Origin of the sequence: Octadecabacter arcticus 238, from assembly GCF_000155735.2 — a bacterium.
GTDB lineage: Bacteria > Pseudomonadota > Alphaproteobacteria > Rhodobacterales > Rhodobacteraceae > Octadecabacter > Octadecabacter arcticus.
Map to the genome: position 1 here is coordinate 3,176,936 of NC_020908.1, position 21,749 is coordinate 3,198,684.

The following is a 21,749-nucleotide window of genomic DNA, read 5'->3' on the forward strand; positions in this document are numbered from 1 at the left end:
TCATCGAACCACCGGCAGGTCAGTAAGCCGCGTCGTATACCGTGGACTTCGATGATCCGACCTAAGCTGCCAAGGGCGCTTCATCCCTTCACTCGCCAAGACCAACGTTTTCATCCCAAACCGATTATTGACTTGATCAAGCGCACTCATGAGAGCCGCTGACTTCGGCTTCTCAACATCAAAAAGGGTCAGCGGCCGATCCTCGAAACGAATAAGATCAGCGAGCATTATTCCGGCTTTCGTAAAGCCAAACGCCTGCCCCTCCCCCTTTGGCCAAGCCGCTTGCGCGCACCGCCGCGCCGCTTCGACCAGATCGAACGTATCTGACGACATCGGTGTAACCCGTGTCGAGCGAGACCCTGAATACTGTGGTCGGTCTAAGCGGTGCCGGTTCGTGTGGAAGAACACCGTCAGCGTTCCAGCCACCAAGCCATGTTGCCTTAGCTTCTCGGCTGCGCGGGTCGCATGCGCAGTCACCGCCTGAAACACTGTGTCAAAATCCTTCATAGGCGTTCCAGCAGACCGCGTAACAGCCATACCTTTACGTTGTGGCTCTATGTCATCAAATGCGAGACAAGCTTCACCTTGAAGCTCGAGGACCGTCCGTTCCAAAACGACTGAACCGACAGCCCGCGCTTGCTTTGTTGGCATATCCCGCGGGTCAGCGGCGGTATAAATGCCGAGCTTTTGTAATTTGGCATCTGTCTTACACCCAATCCCCCAGATGTCGCCAACGGGCACCATTGGCAGAAGCCAGGTCGCCAGTGCGTCATCCATCACGTCCAACACTCCCCCAAAAATCGGGTTCTTCTTCGCTATGTCATTGGCACATTTAGCCAGCGTTTTGGTTGGAGCAATCCCGATCCGCACCGGCACGCCAATCAGGCGCAACACCTCACGCCGCATCGCCCGCGCATGTTTATCCCGATCTTTGAAGCCGCCAAAATCCAAGAAACATTCATCTATCGAGTAGATCTCAACGTTGGGTGTAAAATCCTCGTACACCTCGACAACGCGACGGCTTATGTCGCCATAAAGTGTGTAATTAGAGCTGAACACACGGACGCCATGCGCTTTGATCTTGTCCTGCAACAGGTGCAGCGGTTCGCCCATCTTAATGCCGAGCGCTTTTGCTTCATCACTGCGCGCCACGGCGCACCCGTCATTGTTTGACAGCACGATCACCGGCACGTTCTTTAAAGTGGGATCAAATATCCGCTCCGCTGAGACATAGAAGTTTGCGCTGTCCGAGATCGCAATGGGCCGCTTCATTCAAGATCATACCGCCGCACCACACCTGCAATGACGCCCCATATCTCGCTGTCTTCCGTCAACTCGATATCTGGAAAGCTCTCTTTGCTGTTGGCCGGAGCCAAGAAATACCGCCCGTCCCGCTTGCGCAATATTTTCGCAGTTACAGCACCTTCAACGACTGCCAAAACAGCACGCCCAACTCGACGCTTACCAGCACGGTCTACGGCAATAATATCCCCATCTCGAATGCCTGCATCCCAAAGGCAATCGCCCTCAACACGCCACCAAAACGTCGATGATGGGTGCCGGACAACCCACGAAATGGGGGCAATCTCGTCCTCAAGGTCATCCCCAGCAGGCGACGGGAACCCTGCGCTGACGGCGTTAGCAACCAGACGAACAGGCATACCATTTGCAATAACTGGCGTCTCAACCGAAAAAACAGGCACACGGATTCTCCCTTGATGTTCTGGAAATGTTCTCTTGTCTCTCTCAGTTCGATATGATGAGTCAATGGCCGACGGCGGGCAACGTGGAGTATCGCCACGAATAACATCAATGCATCCGTAAAGCCTAAAAAGTGACCCAAACTAAAACGGATGGAGCCCCCATCGTCGGCATTCATGCAAATGCTGCATGGCGGCATTGCGGAAAGGGCCATTGTGCAACTGCAGCATGGTTATACATCTTAACCACAAGAAACGTACAAATAACTAAAGAAATCGAGTGGCGACATGACAACATTAACAGCACCATTTTTTTTCGGCGCATCACTGAGATCTCGTTTTGAGGTGTTCCGCGCTCAAATGTCCAAAAACGCAGCCAAGCGTAAGGTCTACTTCACGGTACTGAAGGAACTTGAGCAGTGTTCCCCACGTGACCTGCAGGAACTTCGAATTACGCCATCGTCGATCCGTCAGGTTGCCCACGAAGCAGCTTACGGCGCGTAAGACATAAATTTTGGTTCTGTCCCCCCTCCTCATTCAAACATTCAGATCCTGGCAAGGCCAGCACACAACCTCTTTCGTGAAGCAATGCTTCAAACACTAGTTTCGGAACCGCCCACCTCCTCCCGGGTGGAACCGAAAATACCGTTGACGGCGCTCACCTCCTCCCGAGCAATGTTGGCGAAGACGCGCCTTGCTTCTTCTCCTCCCGAGACGCACCGAGGCGCGGATACATAAGAACGGTCATGCTCACCTCCTCCCGAGCATGACCGTTTTTTGGTTTAGAGGGCCGATGCAGGAACTTGGCCCATACGCTTACCGCCTCCGGCAGGTCATTCATCAAGACGTTAGCGCCAGTATAATCACTGACTGGCCCTGCTGTGATAAAGAAACGGATAGGGCGTCCACTGGTGTCTGTGATCGCATGCATTTCCATGGACCAAGCCGGTGGATGACCTCAGCTTTGTAGAGGCCGTTTATCGTTTCGGCCAAGGCGTTATCACTGTTCGAGCCTGAGTCTGCTACGTCTTTACTCAACACCAACAGCGCCTTGACCGGTTCCTTCAAATGGAAAATCTCGGCCACCAGATCGTGAGCCGCAGGGTCACGCGGAACAAAAACTTGACGCCTGTCCAAATCTGTTCAACACGTCCACCATTCCCTGTCCTAAGTTTGTGAAACTATCTTACCCCGCGCTGCTATGCATCTTGTCCGTCGCGACCTTTTGCACGTCAGATCTAATGAATATGGGGCGTCACAAAGCACTTCAATTCATTGGATACTGTACAGACAAGTCAACTACGCGGCATTTTTCCATTTGATCGGGGTCACGTAGACGATGCGATCGTCTACGCCGACCATGACTTCACCATCCTGAATATTTACCTGCACCTTCATCGAGCGATTTGCCAGCTCGCCAAGATCACGGGTCTCTTCTTGCAAAAAATTCATGACCTGAAGATTATCAAAACGAGTAGTGTTGTTTTTGAGCTTTTCCCACCACATCTCAGCGGTCCTGCCACCGTAACTATAGACGATCACCTTGCTGGCTTTGCCACAGGACTGACGCACAACCTTCTCACTCGGAAGGCCCAGAGCCACCCACAATTCCAGCTCGCCACTCAGGCTTTTCTGCCAAATGTCCGGCTCATCATCCGTTGAAAGACCCTTGGTCATTTCCAGCTGCTCATGGGCATTCAGGGAAAAGGCGAGGATACGCACCATCAGTCTTTCATCCGTCTCTGAGGGATGTTTTGCCACAGTTAGTTTGTGTGTCTCATAATAATGGCGATCCATATCGGAGACGGAAAGCTCAACTTTGTAGATGGTAGCTTTTTGCGCCATGACATGCTCCAGAATTGTGAAGATAGTCGTGCCTAATGCGTCTGGTGACTTTCCGAAAGCACTTTAAAAGTTTGCGTATACTTGGCGGGACACTAGGTATGACCAAGTTGTGTGGCTTGCAGGTGCTGGATGGTTGGTTCGTTTGAGGTAACGTAAACACCAAGGGAACCCCCTCTGTTTAGGGCAGATCTGATCTGTGATTATTGCGCGAAGCTGGCGATTTGCTAGCGCAATTTGAGGGATTTGATGATGGGCAAGCAGCAGCGAGGTCGCGGCACCAAATACGATGATGTGTTCAAGCGTCAGCTTGTGGCGGAAAGCCATGCGGATGGCGTGAGCGTTTCGATGGTATCAAAGCGACATGGGGTGACGACGAGTCGGATATACGCGTGGCGGAATGATCCCTTGTTTCAAGAACAACCAGCCACGCCCACTGAGTTTATGCCTGTTGAGGCACTTGAGGGGACTACGGCATCGCGATCTCCCGGTCCTAAAATAGAAATCACGCTTGAGAACGGTCGCAAACTGAGTGTGAGAGATGATGTTGATGCTGGCTTTGTGCTGGAACTAGCGCGAGGACTTGCAGCATGATCCCTGTGCTGGGGGATGCAAAAATCTGGCTTGCGGCAGGTGTCACGGATATGCGGCGCGGGTTCAACGGGCTGGCTGCGCAAACAGAGCAAGTTCTGGCGGGTGATCCTTACGCGGGGCATCTGTTTTTGTTCCGAGGTCGTCGTGGGGATCAGATCAAGATGATCTGGTGGGATGGTCAGGGCGCATGCCTCTTCACCAAACGCCTTGAGCGAGGTCGGTTTGTGTGGCCCTCAGCGCGCGAGGGCAAGATCAAACTGAGCCACGCGCAGTTGGCGATGCTGATGGAGGGGATTGATTGGCGCATTCTTAAGAAAACATGGCGACCTTCAATGATTGGATAGGCTCATATTTTGTTGCTGTATTTGTCTTTGTGGGATTCCCATAAAGCCCCAATCCTGGTACAAAATGATATGAGTCAGATCCCTCCAAATCTGGCTAATCTGCCCCCTGAAGTGCAGGCGCTGTTCGCCGCGCAGACCGCAGAATTGGACCGTAAGGATGCAGAAATGTTGGGCCAATCGCTGAGCCATGCGGCTGCACAAAAGCGCCTCAAGGCTGAGATGGCGTCAGTGGACGCCGCTCTGAGTGCCGAGCGCTCCGCTCATGCGCGTGCCATCCAGAACCGAGACACCATCATCGCCGATCTGCGCCTGCAACTTCACGGTCACAAAAAACACCGTTTTGGCTCAAAGTCAGAAAGCAGCGCACAACTGACGCTGGAGTTGATCCTTGAAGAGATGGAAATCGAACAAGCCGCTGAGACGGATGATGAGGATGCGTCCTCTGACGCAGAAGCCAAGCCGCCCCGCACGCCGCGCAAGCGCAAACCCTTTCCGAAAAACCTCAAGCGGGTTCAGACGACCATCACCCCCAGTGACGCTTGCACCGATTGCGGCGGCAGCTTCAAAGTGCTTGGAACGGATGTGATGGAAGAATTGGAATATGTCCCGGGCCATTACATCGTGAACCAAATAGGCCGCCCGCGTCTGGCTTGCACCTGTTGTGAGAAGGTCGTCCAGGCCGAGATGCCAAGCCGCCCCATTCCAAAGAGCTTTGTGGGGCCCGCGCTGATGGCCCACATCTTGTGCTGCAAATACGGCTATCACCTGCCGCTGTATCGCCAGAGTCAGATGTTTGCCAATGAAGGCATAGATCTGAGTGGTTCGCTCATGGCGGGTTGGGTCGGTAAATGCACCAAACTGCTGGAGCGCGTCTCAGATGCAATCCGCGATCACGTCTTTGAGGCGCAGGCCATCTTCATGGATGATACCACGGTCAAGCTGCTCCAGAAGGGCAAGGGTCGTGGCAAGAATAAGACCAAAACGGCGCGACTGTGGGTCTATGCCCGAAAAGAAAATACTTGGGCCAGCGGAGTACCACCTGCGGTGTGGTACCAATTCTCCACCAGTCGAGGGGCTGAACATCCCAGTCAGCATCTGGCTACCTATGAAGGCTTTGCCCATGCGGACGCCTATGCTGGGTATAATGACGCGTACCGAACGGGACGCATCAAAGAGATGGCCTGTATCGCGCATGTGCGACGTGAGATCTTTGATCTTTATGAAAGCACAAAGCTGCCTGTAGCTGGCGAAGCTGTGCTGCGGATTAAAAAGCTCTATGATGTTGAGACACAAGCGCGGTTCCTGCCAGCATCTGAACGCGTGGCCCTGCGTCAGGAATACGCCAAACCGATCTTTGACGACCTAGAGGTCTGGCTTAAAGAGCAACTGGGTAAAATCTCCAGCAAGACGCCGCTGGCCAAGGCGATCAAATATGCGCTTGCCCGCCTGCCCAAGGCACGTCCCTATCTCGATCACGGCTTTCTTGAGTTGGACAACAACACAGCTGAGAACGCAGTGCACCCTGTGGCCGTTGGCCGTAAAAACTATCTCTTCATGGGATCAGAAGCAGGCGGTAAATCTGCCGCCATCGCCTATACCCTCATTGAGACAGCCAAGATGAACAAGGTAAATCCCGAAGCCTGGCTTGCTTGGGTGCTGGAACGCATCCAGGACCATCCAGCAAACCGTATAAACGATCTCATGCCGTGGGCCTATCAGGACATGATCAACGCTAAAACCGCCGAGGCCGAGGCAAAAGGCGCTGCTTGATCAAGGCCGTGCTGATAATTATGTCTCCGCGGCCCCTAGCTCATCATAAAATCCAAACCCATTACGCCGGCCAAATAACAGCTTCGCACAAGAATCCCAGATCAAACCGGGCCCAAACAAGGGGGTTCCCTTGGTGTTTACGAGGTAACTACATTCAAGGCCAAAGCTAAAGCATCGGGTACATTGAAATCACGCCCCTAACCGATATGATCCACGATCACGCTGCGCGGGTCCAGTCGTTAGAAATTGTCGGCGATGTCTTGACCCAACTGCTTGCGCATAAAAAGGTGGCCTAATCCTGCGTGCGGGGTTCGACACTTCCGGCCCACGCACTAAATCGCTCCGCGATAGGGGCGCTTGCTGCGGGTGTAGGGCTTAACAGGGATTTGTTGCGCGATTCTAGATTTTGGGTGTGTGCTGTTGGTCGAGGTGATTTTGCCTCGATTGACAGAGGATATTCCGATGAACATTCAACAATCGACACCAACGACGCCCCTTCGTGCGCGCATGATTTCCGATATGTCAGGGCGCAATCTCGGCCCTGCATCACAGAGTAGTCACCTGCGCGCCTGTAAGCGTTTTGCGGCTTGGTTAGGGCGCTCGCCAGAGACGGCCACGCCAGACGATGTGAAGTATTTCCAACAACACCTGATCGAGAGCGGCGTCAGCATCTGCACCCGAAACCAAACGATGACAGGGGTCAAGTTTCTGCTCCGCGTGACCCTTCGACGGCATGATCTTGTGGCCGAGATCTTCCATTTGAAGGAACCGGTGAAAGTGCCACTGGTGCTGAGCAAAAAGGAGATTAAACGCATTCTGGCTATGGCTCCGAGCCTGAAGGCGCGCGTGATGTTGTCGCTGGCTTATGGCTGCGGGATGCGTGCGGGCGAGGTCGTGCGGCTCAAAGTTGGTGATATCGATAGCGATCAGGAAATCATCCGCATCGTGCAATCGAAGGGGCGCAAGGATCGCATCGTCATGCTGCCTGTCGATATTTTGAGCCTGCTGCGCGACTGGTGGAAAGAACGGCCGACCGGTCAGGACAAGGATGTTCCTGCACCCGAGCGGGTCCTCTTTCCCGGCTATCGCGGCAAACACCTCTCAGCGCGACAGATATCGCGGCTATTTAAAGAGACCGCGCGGGAAGCCGGGATCACCAAACCGGTCACGCTGCACACGTTGAGGCACAGTTTTGCAACCCATCTGTTGGAGCGCGGCGTCGATATCCGGGTGATCCAAGCCTTGCTCGGGCATTCCAAACTGACAACTACTGCGCGCTATGCCAGCGTTGCCACGGGCATGATTGCGGCAGTGGACAGTCCGCTGGATGATCTGAATGGAGCCAAGCGGAAGAAGGGCAAGCCTTAGCCTTCATAGGCCACCATGCCCAGTCGATCACTGGAGGTCGCGGATATCTTCCGTGACCATGGTGCTGCTTGGCGTGCCGCAAACGCAGGACACATCAGCCTGAACCAGTTCAAAGTCATGAGTGCGATTGAGCGCTGTCGAACCGCGGCGCTTGGCGGTCATGTCGCGCGCTGCGCCGACTGCGCGCATGAGCATATCGCCTACAACTCATGCCGCAACCGTCACTGCCCAAAATGCCAGGCGGGTGCAGCGAAGATATGGCTTGCGGCACGTGAGGCTGAACTGCTGCCTGTGCGGTATTTCCATCTGGTCTTCACCTTGCCAAAGCAGATTGCTGACATCGCATATCAGAACAAACGCGAGATCTATAATCTTCTGATGCGGGCAAGCGCGGACACTGTGGTCAGAATCGCCGCTGATCCTAAACATCTGGGGGCAAAGGTTGGCATAACGTCGGTCCTTCACACTTGGGGCTCGGCGATGACCCACCACCCCCATGTCCATATGATCGTGCCGGGGGGAGGGCTTTCGACAGATGGTTCAAAATGGATCGCCTGCCGCAAGAACTTCTTCCTGTCTGTCCACGTTCTATCCCGCTTGTATCGGCGGCTCATTCTGGAAGGGCTAGCCAAGCTGCATAAGGCCGGGAAACTGCAATTCTTCGGCGATCTCACAAACCTTGCAGATCGAAATGTCTTTGACACTTTCCTGCAACCGCTGCGTAAAATCAAATGGGTGGTCTACGCCAAAGAACCCTTCACCGGGCCAAAAGCGGTGCTGGCATAACTATCGCGCTACACACATCGGATTGCCATTTCAAACAGCCGGTTGATCCGTTTCGATGCGCAAAACGTCACCTTCCGCGCCAAGGACTATCGCCTCAAAGGTGCGGGCCGCCACACGACCATGTCCTTATCCACAAATGAGTTCATTCGCCGGTTCCTGATCCACGTGCTGCCCAGAGGCCAGCACCGCATCCGACATTATGGGTTCTATGGGAATAGCAACCGCACGGCCAATATCGCGCGGATCCGGCAACTGCTGGGGGCCAAAACCCCTCACAAGGAGCACGATAAAGGCAACACCATCAACGATGCAGATGAACCTCCTCGTGTTCTTGCTCTGCCTTGCCCATGTTGTGGCGGGCAGTTGATAATCGTCGACACAATCGCACCAGCCCAACATCCCAGAGCGCCGCCAAAAACACAAAGGGCTGCTGCATGACGCGCGCACCGCACATCACGAACGACACCCTCGGCCGCTCGCTATATCTCCTGCGAACCAATCGGCATGCTTTGATCAAGCGATCAGCGTGGCAAAACATGGTGACGCCGACAAAATACCGTGAGTTTCAACCAACAGCAGGCAAAACCGGCGCTGCGCTTAACTCAATGCGCCCCGCCAAACTGGCCTGTCAGCTCCGGGCGAAAACACACGCATTGCGCAAATCCCCATAGCAACAATCGATCCACCCAGACCAACCCCGCGATTTCCCGCTTGAGCGCTTCTCCGACGCCAGGCAATGTTCCGCGTCACCCAAACCTCGCGCGTGGCGTCCGAGAAACCTACACCAGAGCGGACTTTCACCGCTACTTCCCGATGCTGCGGTGCGGCCCGTCTTTGCGGCCATTCGTGCAGAGCGCAGCATTTTGTCGGCTCTAAAGTCGGTCTGCGGACCATTATGGCTGTTAAGCACCCTTGGCTATAAGAGCTTGCAGCTACCACATGGACCTATCGCGGTACGTTGATCTTATTTTGGAAACAAACATTAGCCTGTGAAACACGGCGCTAATTCCTCACCCTGCCCGCAACACAACTCCACATTCCGAGTGCCGCCGCGGATCTTCTAAATCATCCAACATTAGTCACGAGCGGCTTGTCGCGCTACTGATTGCAATTGTTCAAATATTCTAAACCGATAGTCATGGAGATTACGGGTTTCGCCGATGTCGGGTGTATAGCGTGCCCCAAACGATGACATATGTTCCATTGCAATGTGAATATTCGCCTCAAGTCCCGCCGCCACGCTCCCCAAAATTGCAGCCCCTAGAAGAACGGGTTCTTCAGCAGAAGGTGCCGCGATTTCGATACCCGTTGCGTCTGCCAAAAGTTGGCGGACCATATCACTGCGGCCAGCGCCGCCGCTGATAACAATCCGTTCGATCTTGGCACCTGCTTCATGCTGTGACTGCACGATCTGTCGCAACCCATACCCGATGCCGCAAAGCCCCGCGACGTAAAGTGAAACAAGACTGTCGAGATCACGTTCCATCCCCAAACCAGCGATGACAGCACGAGTCTGGGGATCTGCGTGCGGAGCACGGTTTCCTAAGAATTCCGGCACAACATGAACTTTTCCCGCAAGCGCGCTAACTTTGATGCCGTTTGCCACTTGTATTTGCACCTGATCAGCTAGCCAAACAGGCAACGATTGACCTTTTTCCACTGCAGAAGCGTGGGCTTTTGGCGCATAGGGATGAAAGTCCAACAATTGATCGATTGCAGCACCCGCAGCGGATTGACCGCCCTCGTTAAGCCAGAGGCCAGGTACCATTGCTGAATAATACGGCCCCCACACGCCAGGAACAAAGACGGGCTCAGTTGTCGACGTCATCGTGCACGAGGACGTACCAAAGACATACGCCAGATTGGCCTGCGCCCCACCACCACCCAGTGCACCAACAGACCCAATTCCACCTGAATGGGCATCGATTAATCCAGCTGCAACAGGTGTGCCGACGATCAGGCCAAAATTCTCTGCTGCCCGCTTGCAAAGCCCCGTACCAAGCGCAGACCCTGCAGGAACGACGCTTGTGCCGATCCGTTTAAACCCTTCGTCAGCGAGTTCGCCCAACCCGATAGAGTGAAAATAATCTGCGTCCCAGCAATCTTCTTGCGCCATGTAGGTCCATTTACAGGTAACAGTGCAAGTCGAGCGCGCCAAATCACCGGATGCCCGCCATGTCAAAAAGTCAGTAAGGTCCATGAATTGCCAGGCTTGCGCAAACACTTGGGGACGGTTTTCCTTTAACCAAAGCAGTTTGGGCGTTTCCATTTCTGGTGAAATACGCCCGCCGACGTAATCGAGAACGCGGTGGCCGCCCGCGTTAATCCGCTCGGCTTGCTCAACTGCTCGGTGATCCATCCAGACCATAATGTTGCGTTCGGGATGCTTGGGGTCGCCGACAGGCAACGGCGCGCCGTCCTGGCCAAGCACAACAAGTGAACACGTCCCGGCGAAACCAATGCCTTTAATCTGGTCGGCTGAAACACCAGACGCAGCCATTGCATCGCGAACTGATGTTGCGACTGCGTGCCAGATTTCATCGCCGGATTGCTCAACAATGGTCCCACCCTCACGGTAAAGAGAGGTTGCGCATGTGGCCGTACCAACCATGCGCCCGTCCGTGCTGAAGACCCCCGCACGCGCGCTTCCCGTCCCTACATCTATTCCTATGACGTAGTTTTTTTCAGTCTGCATTTCAGCCATGATGCCCACTTTCCAACTTTTAAAGATCAACGCTGTTGGGCAGGATCACCAAATCGCGGATCACAACACCACGTGGGCGCGTCAACATAAACAAAACGGCCTCAGCCACCTCTCGGGGTTGCATCAACGATCCATTTGCAAGCGCTTCGTCCATTTTTTCTTTTGGCCAGTCGTCCAGCAAAGCTGTCACAACTGGTCCTGGAAGAACGGCACCCATACGGATGCCGTGTTCGCTGACTTGACGACGGGTCGCATGCAGGAACGCCTGTACCGCAAATTTCGAAGCAGTATAAATCGGTTCCCACACGACAGGCACAACGCCAGAAATCGAACTGGTAAAAATAACGTCCCCCGTCTTTCGCGCGATCATGGCTGGCAATACTGCCTGCACACAACGGAAAGATGCGTTGATATTAAGATTCAACATACGGTCCCAGTCGTCGGGATTTCCTTCGGCGGCTGCACCGCCCACATACGCCCCCGCATTCGCGTGAAAAATATCGAGCGGACCGACCAAGTCCTCGATTAAAGGAAGCATCCCAGACACCTGTGGCCCGTTCAACAGGTCAAGGACCAAGGGCTTAGCATTTTCGCCAAGTTCGTTGCAGAGGACGTTCAGCCGATCTTCAGCGCGGTCAATCAGAACAACCTTTGCACCCTCTTCGATCAGGATCTTCGCGCAGGCCAGCCCTATCCCTGATGCAGCACCCGTAATAGCGGCGGTTTTACTCTTCATCGTTTTGGTCATGATATTTCCCATTTTGACTTAGGCACGGCCACTGTTCGCGCGTGAGCGTCGGGCAAGTGAATCTACGATGACAGCAATCGCAAGGACCGCGCCAGTAATCATATAGCGCAGTGAAGAACTGAGGTTGAGCAATGTCAGACCATTCGAAATCGCCATAATTACGAGCACACCCAACAAGGCTGACCATGCAGATCCCCTACCGCCAAATAAAGAGGTTCCGCCGATGACAGCTGCCGCGATTGCGTTGAGGTTAACGTCGCCAGTGCCCGCCTGCTGGCTTGCAGAGGCTAACCGCGCCGCTGCGAATACGCCGCCCAAGGCAGCAAACGACGAACAAACAACGAAGGCCGAAATGCGAATGCGTTGAACATTGATACCGGAGCGCCTCGCAGCCTCTGCGTTGCCACCGACAGCTAACATCGAGCGTCCCCATTTTGTGCGCACCAGTGCGTAGTCCAGCATCATGACAAAAAGAACAAAAATGCCAAACATCCACGGCACGCCACGGCCCTGTTCAAGATAGAAAACAGCAAAAACCAATGCAACGGTCAGAATTACAGCTTTTAAAATTGCCACGCTTAACCCATTCGCTGACAAATTTGCTGCACGTCGCTGTGTATTGGTGCGCATACTGCCAAACACGATCATCGCGCCGGGAACAACCGCAAGACAATAGGATAGCCATGCTGGCATAATCAGAATTTGACCGAACCGCACCAATGGCGACGTGAACGGCATATTGATAGATCCAGTTGGTCCCAAAATATAAAGCTGCAGGCCCAAAAGTGCAAGCAAACCAGCCAAAGTTGCTACAAAACTTGGCATCTCGAACTGGTTGCGCAGAAAGCCATAAAGCGCGCCCACAAGTGCGCCCGTGACGACAACAAATAGGATCGCAAAGGGCAAGGGAATGCCGGAATTGACCCAAAGAACGCCCATCAACGCAGAACCAAGTCCGCTCATCGACCCAATGGACAGATCAATTTCGCCAAGCAACAAAACACAGACCACGCCGAGCGCGATCAGGCCGACAGCGGCGGCATCAAACAACAGATTCACAAGATTGTTCGGGGCGAGAAAAATAGGATTCAAGATACTAAAAACAGTAGAAATTAGCACCAACCCAATCACGACGGGTAACATCCCCAGATTGCCAGAACGAACCTGATCCAAGAAGCCACGAAGTGCCCCCGACAATCCAGCATCGTGTCGGACACGTGTATCGGCGCGATCAAGCTGGGGGTGGGATGCGTTGTTCGGTGTATTTTGTGTCATTGGTCTTCCCCAACTTCTGCGAGATTACGTGCTGCCCTACGAGAAACGGAATTTTCACTTGCTCCTGTGATTGCAGACACAAGATCTTGATGTGAAACGTCGGCGTCAAACGTGCCACTATTCTTGCCAAGGCGCAGCACAACAACCCGGTCGGCCACAGCACGCACATCTTCCATATTATGTGAAATCAAGATGACGCCGTGCCCACGATCCCGGACGCGTTCGATCAAATTCAAAACTTCTGCAGTTTGGGCAACGCCCAGTGCGGCTGTCGGTTCGTCCAGCATAATAATTTGCGGGTCCAGCAACAAAGAGCGCGCGATCGCCACTGTCTGGCGCTGACCACCAGACAGGGAAGCTACGGGCTCACGGACCGAAGGGATGCGCGCAGCAAGTTCTTTCAAAAGCGTCCAAGCACGGACTTCCATTTGCACTTCGTCCAACTTCCATGGCGAGATTTCTTGTCCCAGAAACAGATTGGCAACGACGTCAAGGTTTTCGCACAGCGCGAGGTCTTGAAACACGGTCGCGATCCCTATCTTGAGCGCTTTGCTCGGGGTATCCAGCGAGACTTTTTCACCTAAGTATTCGATAGTCCCAGACGTTGGCTGGTGCACACCAGCTAGCACTTTCACCAGCGTGGATTTTCCTGCACCGTTGTCACCCACCAGCGCCACGACCTCGCCTGCATGAATGTCCAGCTCGATGTCCTCAAGGGCAGTCACGGCACCAAACTGTTTTCCAACACCGCGTAGGCGTAGAAGTGGCTCTCTGTTGTCAGGGCCTGCGATGTTTTCAGCCATAATACATTCTTTCAATAAAACGGTATGCGGCGCAGGTAATCCGGCGCCGCATGTTTTAGGTTACTCGATGCCAAGTGCGTCGCAAGCATCGGCATATTCCGCCGTGCAAACATCTGCAGCAGTTTGGATGCCAGCATCAAAGATTTCTGCTTTGATGTTTTGCTGCGTAACAACTGCTGGCACAAACAACTGTGACGGCGTGTTGTACAGAGTCGATGTCGCCTCTGGCGTTTCACCGTTGATCAGCATCATCGCAATGTCAGCCGCGGCGGCAGCAACGATTTCGGATGGCTTTGAAATCGTGTTGTACTGGTCACCCGCAATGATCAATTGAAGTGCTGCAATCGTTGCATCGTTGCCTGTAATCGGTGGAACTGGGTCCACCCCTGCTGCTTTCATCGCTGCGATGGCACCACCACCGGTGCCATCATTTGCAGCCACGACGCCGACGATATCATCACCAAAGCGGGTGATTTGGCCTGCAGCCCATTCCTGCGCTTTTGGTGGAGCCCAATCTGGCGTGTCAAATTCCGACAGGGTCACATACGGTGACGCGTCCAGCGCACGATCCACACCATCACGGATCAAACCAGCAGCAGCATCAGTTGGTGACCCGTTGATTTGCAAAACGCCTGCGCCTTCAGGAACGCCTTGGGCTTGCAAGTTGTCGATGAGCGATTGCGCAATGGCAAAGCCGATGCCTTCGTTGTCAAACGATACATAAAAATCCGCAGGCGAGTCCGGGATTGGTCGATCATATGCAATGACCTTAACATCCTGCGAGTGGGCAATTTCAACCAATGCGGCGGCCGCAGCGGAATCTACTGGGTCAAGCACAATCACAGTCGCACCCTGCGCGATAACAGAATTGAACTGTTGCTGCTGCAGTGCAACGTCCGCATTGCCGTTCTGATAGATCAGCGTGCAATCAGGGCAAAGCTCTCCCATCGCGGCTTCAAAACCTGGCCAGTCATGATTTTCATATCGGGTAGACGCCTGATCCGGCATCAGGAAGGCTACGGTTTGCGCTGTGGCTGCAGTAGCAAACAGGGTTGCAACAAGCGTTGATGCTGCCGCCAGTGATGTTGTCGTTTTCATTATTGTTCCTCCAAACAAATCCGCGCCCGCCCATGCGGAGAGTGACACCCAAGAAAAGACGAACGACTAGTCGTAATCCGCCTCCACGGATCAAAAATGGCCAAATATTCAAACTCTTCCCAGCGCGTCACGCAGAATACGCAGTCAACGGTGATATTTGCACCATCGATTGAGCAAGGTTGCTCCATCGGTTGCACTACGTCAAGTTAATTTGAATGAGCATTTAGATTGAACAATGGATCGTACAATAAAAGATGGACAAAGAGTCAAAGAGAACAACGATTTATGATATTGCAAAACTTGCAAATGTTTCACCAAGTGCGGTGAGCTCCGTGCTCAACGGAACGTGGGAGAAGCGGCGAATCAGCCAAAAATTGTTTGAACGGATTATGAAGATTGCAGAGGAACAAGACTATTCCGTCAATGTACCAGCCAGCCTGTTGCGACGGGAGCGATCCAACATCGTAGGCATGATCGTCCCCAAATATGACAATCGTTATTTTGGTGAGATTGCAGAGCAATTCGAGGCCATGGCGCGCGCGCGTGGTTTTTTCCCAGTTGTCACCTGTACCCAGCGTGACCCCGACTTGGAGTTTCAGGCCGCAAAAGAACTCATCTCCTATCAAGCAGAATGTTTGATCTCGACCGGAACAACCGACCCAGATCGTATTTCAGCATTTTGCACAACATCAGGCGTTCAGTCGATCAACCTTGATCTTCCCGGCAAAAATGCTCCTTCGGTGATTTCTGACAATCATGCTGCGGCATTAGAACTCACCCAACTCATCCTTGATCGTTGCGCGCAGGACCTCGACTGGAATGGACCGTTGCGTTTTGTTGGTGGACGACCGTCAGACCACAACACAGCCGCGCGTTTGGCCGGCTTTATGGCAGCACATCGGGATCGCGGAATTTCAGTGCCCAAAACCCATATCATGTCGACCGGTTATTCTGCTGAAAGCGCCGCAAAAGTATTAGAAAACTGTGTGCCAGAAGGACCGACAGGCCTATTCGTGAACTCGACAATTTCACTAGAGGGCATTGTGCGCTGGCACAGCAAGCTTGAAAGAAACTCTAAATTGGTTAGGTACGGTTGCTTTGACTGGGACCCTTTCGGATCTTTTTTACCGGGAAATGTAGGCATGGTTGAACAAGACGTTACAACAATGCTGACCAAAGCCTTTGGATTGATAGGTAATCCCAACAGTGCTAACCAGCAGATCTTGGTGCCCTGTAAGTTGCGCGTCTTTTAAGACAAAAAACGGTGCTGTTAGACGAATGCGAATGAGTCTCTGTTCTTCAGCAACCTCAATCTCTTAGGCTAACCCCTTCTTGGCTCGCGTTTGCAGCGAAAGTCCGCTTTCCGCCCTTATCGTTGAATGCTGCGCCAGCATAAGCGCTCCAAAAACGACCGTTTGTGAACCACCCATCCAGTGCCAAAAACGAGCGTTTTTGGGGCAATTTTGCGGACCCACTAACGCCACCTATGTCGAGTGACACGATCGGCCCATTGCGGCCTTTCATCACTAGGCCCCGATGCTGCGGTGCGGCCCGTCGAAGGAGACATTCGCTGCAACTGCGAAATTCAGTGGTAGGCGAATTCACAGACTGCGGACGAAACCGACCTTCAGCACTAAGAGGCGAAGGTCGGCTTTTCGAAGATCTGGCTTAATGCGAAAAGCCTTACACCTGCTTTGATCTTACGCGCGTTATGAGCAGGACGCCAAATATGACCTCGAAAACAGCGCCGGGTAGCAGCAGTGTCATCGATGTCGTCTCAAAGCCGTACGCTGATGAGATCATCGCAGCGATTAGGAAAAGGTATCCCACGAAACCTAATGCTCCGAGCCACGTTGGAACAAGCTTTGAGCGGATCAACCAGAGACACATTGGTAAGCTGCCAAGGCCGAGCGCGATCATGCCGAGTTGATAAAAGGTGTCGCCTGAAATTGTCAGACCCATGAACCCACTCTGGACTGCTGTGACACTCGCCCCCAGCAGTGTTCCTTCAGCAAGACGGGAGATGAAATAGATGTCGCCGCTGCGGGGAGCTGTTGTTGCGATCATCGGACGCATGAGAAATCCGATTAAGATCACCGCCGCCGAATTGCTGAAACACATGAGCAGACCTAGCCGATGCAATTCGCCATCCAAGAGGGCTTAGCCAATCCCGAAGAGAGGGAATGCCGCCAAAATACACAGCCCAAGGCTTATCCCCTTTGCTCCGGCGGCACCTGATGTAGTGCGAAGCGGCTTGCCAATCTAGAATGTTCTGGTATTGTTCTTCCCATGCCAGCCAGATGGAAAAACGACAAACCCATGTCCCGCCCCGCGTTCGACGCCAGGTTTTCTGATGAGGAAGCGTGTTCGCATTATCTGGTGGAACATCGTTGGCCTGAGGGCTTCGTCTGTCCTTCCTGTGGCACCTGCAAGGGCTGGCCGTTAAAGCGAAATCGCGCGACTTGGGAATGTGCCGGTTGCGCACAGCAGACATCCGTGACGGCTGGCACGGTAATGCACAGCAGCCATTTGCCGTTGCGAATTTGGTTTCTTGCCGCGCACATCATCACCAGCCATTCCAACGGCATGTCAGCGCTGCAACTTCAGGCGCAACTTGGCCTTGGCAGCTACAAGACGGGTCGCCATCGTCGCTCGGACCGATGGCGCTTCTCGGCGACCTCCTCTTGCAAAAGCTGCGGCGGTCGATGGTCAACCCTGACCGCAACCCCCTGAAAGACCTTGTCGAAATCGATGAAACAGAGATGCCGTTCCGGTCCCGGCATGATCCCGAGGACCGGCCAAAGGGTGGGCGGAGCCCGGTTGGAAAGATGTTTGTCGTCTGTGCCGTCGAGTTATCAAGTGACGGACATCCGCGCCGTATCAGGATGAAACACATTCCCGACGGCGCGTCAAAGACGCTGCACGGGTTCATTGGTCAGGCTGTAGAGCCTGGCGCTCACATCATCACGGATGGCTGGCTCGGTTACGAAAATCCTCCTGCAAACACGCATGAGGCAAAGGTCGTCAGCGGCAAGAAGGCACACGACATACTCCACTGGGTCCACCGCGTGTTCTCCAACCTAAAAACGTGGGCAAAAGGCGTCTTCCACGGCCTCAGAAAGTGCCATCTACAACGCTATCTCGACGAATTCGTGTTCCGCTGGAACCGACGGCGACACATGCGAAGCGCCTTCGACACGCTGCTGGGGATCGGTGTTGGTCTCGGGCCAGCGACATATCGTGATTTTGTTGAACAGCGCGCCTGAAGGGCCTCGTTCACGGCAAAAGCCACGCCCTATAAACCCACCAGACGTTACAAACTGATCCGATCCGCCTCTAAAGCCACAAGGGCAAGATTCTGCGCCGCGTCAACATGTGGGGCAACCGGACTAAAAGGGATAAGCCTTACACAGCCCAATGATCCGAAACCTGAGACTATCCGACATGAACTGCCGCCCCCAATCGAAGTTCTTCGTCAGCAGTCCGCGGCGATTTGCTGATCTGATTCACAGTGACGACGACGTTGCCCTTTTTGTGTCCGGTATCGACGTGGGTATGCGCGGCGATCATTTGGGAAAAATCAAAGCTTCGGTCGATGACGGGATGGAAATCTCCGGCAGCGGCGAGATCAACGACTTTGCGCAGGATACCGACTGACTCTGACGCCACGCCACCAATCAGACGCTTTCCGCGCAGCCGGGCCTTGAGCCAGCCCAAGATCATGTCGGATGTAGATCCTGCGATCAGCAGCATACGACCGTTTGGCACCAAGGCGTGCCGCGCCCGGTCCCAAGGTGCTGTGTCAACGGTATCCACGACCATGTCGTATTGCGGGCCTTCTTTGGTAAAGTCTTGCGTGTTGTAGTCGATGACATGGTCGGCCCCGATGCTACGCACGAGATGTCCATTTGTGGCGCTGCAGATGCCCGTCACTTCGGCCCCGAAGTGCTTGGCGAGTTGTACGCAAGCGGAGCCGACAGATCCAGACGCCCCGTTGATCAGAACCCGTTCACCTGCGCGTAATTTCCCTTTGTTGATCAGGAAATCATATGCGGTTGTGGCCCCAAATGGGATGGCTGCTGCCTCCTCAAAGGTCAGGTTTTCTGGTTTGCGGACGATCTTACCGTCCGCTGGCATCGTGATGTATTCCGCGTGCGCGCCAAATCCTGCGCCTGGAAAACCGATGACGGCATCCCCAGGTTGGAAAGTGGTCACATCTGCACCGATAGCTTCGACTACCCCGGATAGATCAGTTCCAAGAACCGGCTTGCGAGGGCGCGTTATGCCGAAGACAAGTCGACCAACTAGTCCTAACCCAGCGGGCATAGTCAAACTCCGCGCACGCCAGTCACCTGCACTGACGGTGGTGGCAACGATACGGATCAGCACTTCGTTTGCTTTAGGTGTTGGGGTTGGCAGTTCAACGTAATTTAGGACGTCGGGGCTGCCGTATTCAGTATAAGTGTAGGCATACATATCAAGAGCTCCTTAAGCTGACTGAGGTGTGGAAATGAGTTATTGTCAAATCTGGTGTTTGAGTATTGTTGGTCATGCGGTGATCTGGTCGGGGTTTGTGGTTTCGATTCCGTCTTTGAACGTGACGCCTGTGATGACTTTTGCGAGGTAGTCAAAGCCGCGTAGCTTCCTCCAATTTTGCTCAGCACATTGCCCCAGTTTGAACATCATGTGCAGCATGCCATCGCGTGACAGGCAGCCCTTTGAACGCTTGGTACGATGCCGGATCGTCGCGAAGGCCGATTCAATTGGATTGCTAGTGCGGATGCTTTGCCAATGCTGCGCCGGGAAGTCGAAGAATGCCATGAGTTCCTCACGATCTTTTTGCAGGCATAGTGTGGCCTTGGGATATTTGGGTTCGTAGGTTTTGATGAACAGATCGAACGCCTTTTCTGCATCGACTTTGGTCTCGGCCTGCCAGATGTCGTGCAGCGCGGCCTTGGCTTTTGGCTGAGACAGCTTGGGTAAACAATTGAGCACGTTCATCGTTTTGTGTTGCCAACAGCGTTGATGGCGGGTCTCAGGATAGACTTCGTCAATGGCCGCCCAAAACCCCATGGCACCGTCCCCGATGGCCAGTTTGGGCGCATTCATGCCTCGGCTTTTGAGGTTAAGCAGAACCTCGCGCCAGCTCTGCGTGGACTCGCGCACCCCATCCTCAATTGCCAGAAATCGCTTCTTGCCACGGGCAGTTACCCCAATAATAACAAGGGCACAGAGCTTGTCATCCTCGCCCCGAAGGCCGCTGTGAACGCCGTCGGCCCAGATATAGACGATGGGCTCGTCATCTAACTCAGCGCCTTTCCAAGCCTCGTATTCATTGGCCCAATCGCGTTTTAAACGCGAAACCGTATTAGCCGACAAGCCAACGGCATCTGGGCCCAGAAGAACCTTGAGGGCGGGAGCCATCTCGCCGCTGGAGATCCCTTTGAGGTAAAGCCATGGCAAGGCCGCTTCCAGCGTCTTCGTGCGGCGCACATAGGGCGGCACCAGGGCAGACCGGAATGTCACCGGTGTGCCGTCCTTGGACCGAACCTTTGGAATGCGCACGCTCACAGGGCCAATGCCCGTTTGAAACGGGCGGGCCGGATGATGTCCATTACGCACGACTGCCGCGTGACCGGCATCGGTGCGTAAGCCGGTAAATTGCGCCAAATAACTGACAAGCTCAGCCTCAACTGCTGTCGCGATCAATTGTTGTGCTCCCGTTTTCAGCAACTCCGTCAACGCGTCCGTCATCTCGTCTCGACGCGCAAAATCAACAATGTTAGTAGTTCCCATGGTGGTGTATCTCCTTTGGTTGGGCTGCTGTCTTCCAACAACAATTCAACCAGATACGCCGCCAACCTTCAAACCACTCAAACACCAGATTCAGTCATAGCTCTGTGGAAATGGATTGGGTGATATTGCCGCGCATGCCACGGATGAGCAGCCAGAGACCGAAGCTGAGTTCCGAGATCGTCACAATCGTGAGCAACCCAATAATAGTGATGTCCAGTGCGGCAACATCGGTGAACGTCAGTTCAACAAGGCCTTGGATCAGATAACCAAAGGCCCCGATAAACAGACCCCATCCAAGCAAGAGTGGCACCAGTTTGGTTCGTAGAATGATCCATCCAAGCGCCAGCAAATGTGCGCCAAAGAAAAGCTGCCAGACGTAAATGCCGAGGGCGTGCGCCTCGAAAAAGACTTGCGCAAAAGCCTGACTATCAGCAGGGTTAAGGCCCATCAGTTGGGTGAGTAACACGTAAGGCACCACCCAAAGCAGCAGGTTGATCCCCATCACGACGATCATGCCCAAGCGGGAGACCATCGCGATAAGCGCAAGCCTTGGGCTGGTGGTGCGAAACATCTGATACAGGATGACTGTAATCGCGATCTCAAGCAGGATGACCGCGCTATCTGCAAGCACGCCCAATCGAAACAACCCAAGCTGGCCCATCAGATTGGCAGCTGTGGACGAGGCATCTCCGGCCACGACGATTTGCGCCGGCACATAGCCAATGCTGAAACCGCCGCAAACGGCAATGGTGAGGTAGAGCGCGCCTGCAATGCGGGCGTCCTTCAGGTTCAGTGTAGTTTGCGTGTCTGTAGACATTGCATTTCCTTTCTTGGATCGGTGCGGGAACGAACGACGTGGCTTGTGTTGGCTGAGGTTTAGACCACCCATCCATTTATGCGAATTGACCAAATCCTGTGATT

The 21,749-nt window shown here is 53.9% G+C and carries 18 protein-coding genes and 3 pseudogenes; 8 read left to right on the plus strand and 13 right to left on the minus strand.

What is annotated here, in order from left to right:
• A complete protein-coding gene (locus OA238_RS16440; RefSeq protein ID WP_015496035.1) occupies nt 1-1,272 on the minus strand; it encodes a Y-family DNA polymerase in 1,272 nt (423 codons plus the stop codon).
• Nucleotides 1,269-1,703, minus strand: coding sequence for a LexA family protein (locus OA238_RS16445; protein WP_015496036.1), 435 nt, complete (start codon nt 1,701-1,703; stop codon nt 1,269-1,271). Before OA238_RS16445 ends, OA238_RS16440 begins: the two co-directional genes overlap by 4 nt.
• Before the next feature lie 285 nt (nt 1,704-1,988).
• On the opposite strand from OA238_RS16445, the gene OA238_RS16450 reads away from it, so the two are divergent.
• Nucleotides 1,989-2,204 (plus strand): hypothetical protein, encoded by a 216-nt coding sequence (locus OA238_RS16450; RefSeq protein ID WP_015496037.1) that lies wholly within the window; start codon nt 1,989-1,991, stop codon nt 2,202-2,204.
• 316 nt (nt 2,205-2,520) lie between these two features.
• Here the strand turns inward: OA238_RS16450 and OA238_RS33930 are convergent.
• Together OA238_RS33930 and OA238_RS16460 are read right to left on the minus strand one after the other, a co-directional pair.
• A pseudogene (locus tag OA238_RS33930) lies at nt 2,521-2,634 on the minus strand (IS5/IS1182 family transposase); the annotation flags it as partial.
• A gap of 365 nt (nt 2,635-2,999) precedes the next feature.
• Nucleotides 3,000-3,545, minus strand: a complete 546-nt coding sequence (locus OA238_RS16460; RefSeq protein WP_015495092.1) for a YaeQ family protein — start codon at nt 3,543-3,545, stop codon at nt 3,000-3,002.
• Nucleotides 3,546-3,791: 246 nt separating this feature from the next.
• Between OA238_RS16460 and tnpA the strand changes: the two genes are divergently transcribed.
• The 5 genes and pseudogenes from tnpA to OA238_RS16485 all read left to right on the plus strand — a co-directional run bounded on the left by tnpA (nt 3,792) and on the right by OA238_RS16485 (nt 8,842).
• Nucleotides 3,792-4,136, plus strand: a complete 345-nt coding sequence (gene tnpA, locus OA238_RS16465) for an IS66 family insertion sequence element accessory protein TnpA (protein ID WP_015493606.1) — start codon at nt 3,792-3,794, stop codon at nt 4,134-4,136.
• Nucleotides 4,133-4,480 (plus strand): IS66 family insertion sequence element accessory protein TnpB, encoded by a 348-nt coding sequence (gene tnpB / locus OA238_RS16470; RefSeq protein WP_015493607.1) that lies wholly within the window; start codon nt 4,133-4,135, stop codon nt 4,478-4,480. Before tnpA ends, tnpB begins: the two co-directional genes overlap by 4 nt.
• 69 nt (nt 4,481-4,549) lie before the next feature.
• Nucleotides 4,550-6,250, plus strand: a complete 1,701-nt coding sequence (gene tnpC, locus OA238_RS16475; RefSeq protein ID WP_015496038.1) for an IS66 family transposase — start codon at nt 4,550-4,552, stop codon at nt 6,248-6,250.
• A 462-nt stretch (nt 6,251-6,712) separates the two neighbouring features.
• On the plus strand, nt 6,713-7,618 hold the full coding sequence (locus tag OA238_RS16480; RefSeq protein ID WP_015494990.1) for a tyrosine-type recombinase/integrase: 906 nt from the start codon (nt 6,713-6,715) through the stop codon (nt 7,616-7,618).
• A 15-nt stretch (nt 7,619-7,633) separates the two neighbouring features.
• Nucleotides 7,634-8,842: pseudogene (locus tag OA238_RS16485) on the plus strand (IS91 family transposase).
• Between the two features lie 637 nt (nt 8,843-9,479).
• On the opposite strand, the gene OA238_RS16495 reads toward OA238_RS16485, so the two are convergent.
• The 5 genes from OA238_RS16495 to OA238_RS16515 are packed head-to-tail and all read right to left on the minus strand — an operon-like array spanning nt 9,480 to nt 15,032.
• A complete protein-coding gene (locus tag OA238_RS16495) occupies nt 9,480-11,108 on the minus strand; it encodes an FGGY-family carbohydrate kinase (protein ID WP_015496039.1) in 1,629 nt (542 codons plus the stop codon).
• A gap of 19 nt (nt 11,109-11,127) precedes the next feature.
• Nucleotides 11,128-11,856: an SDR family oxidoreductase gene (locus OA238_RS16500; RefSeq protein ID WP_015496040.1), complete on the minus strand. Its 729-nt coding sequence runs from the start codon at nt 11,854-11,856 to the stop codon at nt 11,128-11,130.
• Between the two features lie 18 nt (nt 11,857-11,874).
• Nucleotides 11,875-13,131, minus strand: coding sequence for a sugar ABC transporter permease (locus tag OA238_RS16505; protein WP_015496041.1), 1,257 nt, complete (start codon nt 13,129-13,131; stop codon nt 11,875-11,877).
• Nucleotides 13,128-13,934 carry an ATP-binding cassette domain-containing protein gene (locus OA238_RS16510; protein ID WP_015496042.1) on the minus strand — a complete coding sequence of 269 codons (807 nt, stop codon included), beginning with the start codon at nt 13,932-13,934 and terminating at the stop codon, nt 13,128-13,130. The genes OA238_RS16505 and OA238_RS16510 overlap by 4 nt, the downstream gene beginning before the upstream one ends.
• A gap of 60 nt (nt 13,935-13,994) precedes the next feature.
• Nucleotides 13,995-15,032, minus strand: coding sequence for an ABC transporter substrate-binding protein (locus tag OA238_RS16515; protein ID WP_015496043.1), 1,038 nt, complete (start codon nt 15,030-15,032; stop codon nt 13,995-13,997).
• Between the two features lie 254 nt (nt 15,033-15,286).
• Between OA238_RS16515 and OA238_RS16520 the strand changes: the two genes are divergently transcribed.
• Entirely contained in the window at nt 15,287-16,285 is a 999-nt protein-coding gene (locus tag OA238_RS16520; protein ID WP_015496044.1) for a LacI family DNA-binding transcriptional regulator, read from the plus strand.
• 430 nt (nt 16,286-16,715) lie between these two features.
• Here OA238_RS16520 and OA238_RS16530 read toward each other — a convergent pair whose 3' ends face one another.
• Nucleotides 16,716-17,186: a DUF4386 family protein gene (locus OA238_RS16530; protein ID WP_015496045.1), complete on the minus strand. Its 471-nt coding sequence runs from the start codon at nt 17,184-17,186 to the stop codon at nt 16,716-16,718.
• 135 nt (nt 17,187-17,321) lie between these two features.
• On the opposite strand from OA238_RS16530, the pseudogene OA238_RS16535 reads away from it, so the two are divergent.
• A pseudogene (locus tag OA238_RS16535) lies at nt 17,322-18,298 on the plus strand (IS1595 family transposase).
• A 169-nt stretch (nt 18,299-18,467) separates the two neighbouring features.
• Here the strand turns inward: OA238_RS16535 and OA238_RS16540 are convergent.
• From OA238_RS16540 to OA238_RS16550, 3 genes are all read right to left on the minus strand, one after another.
• Nucleotides 18,468-19,508: an NAD(P)-dependent alcohol dehydrogenase gene (locus tag OA238_RS16540; protein ID WP_015496046.1), complete on the minus strand. Its 1,041-nt coding sequence runs from the start codon at nt 19,506-19,508 to the stop codon at nt 18,468-18,470.
• A 72-nt stretch (nt 19,509-19,580) separates the two neighbouring features.
• Entirely contained in the window at nt 19,581-20,828 is a 1,248-nt protein-coding gene (locus tag OA238_RS16545) for an IS256-like element ISOan6 family transposase (RefSeq protein WP_015496047.1), read from the minus strand.
• Nucleotides 20,829-20,922: 94 nt separating this feature from the next.
• On the minus strand, nt 20,923-21,645 hold the full coding sequence (locus OA238_RS16550) for a DUF4386 domain-containing protein (protein WP_015496048.1): 723 nt from the start codon (nt 21,643-21,645) through the stop codon (nt 20,923-20,925).
• Between the last annotated feature and the right edge of the window lie 104 nt (nt 21,646-21,749).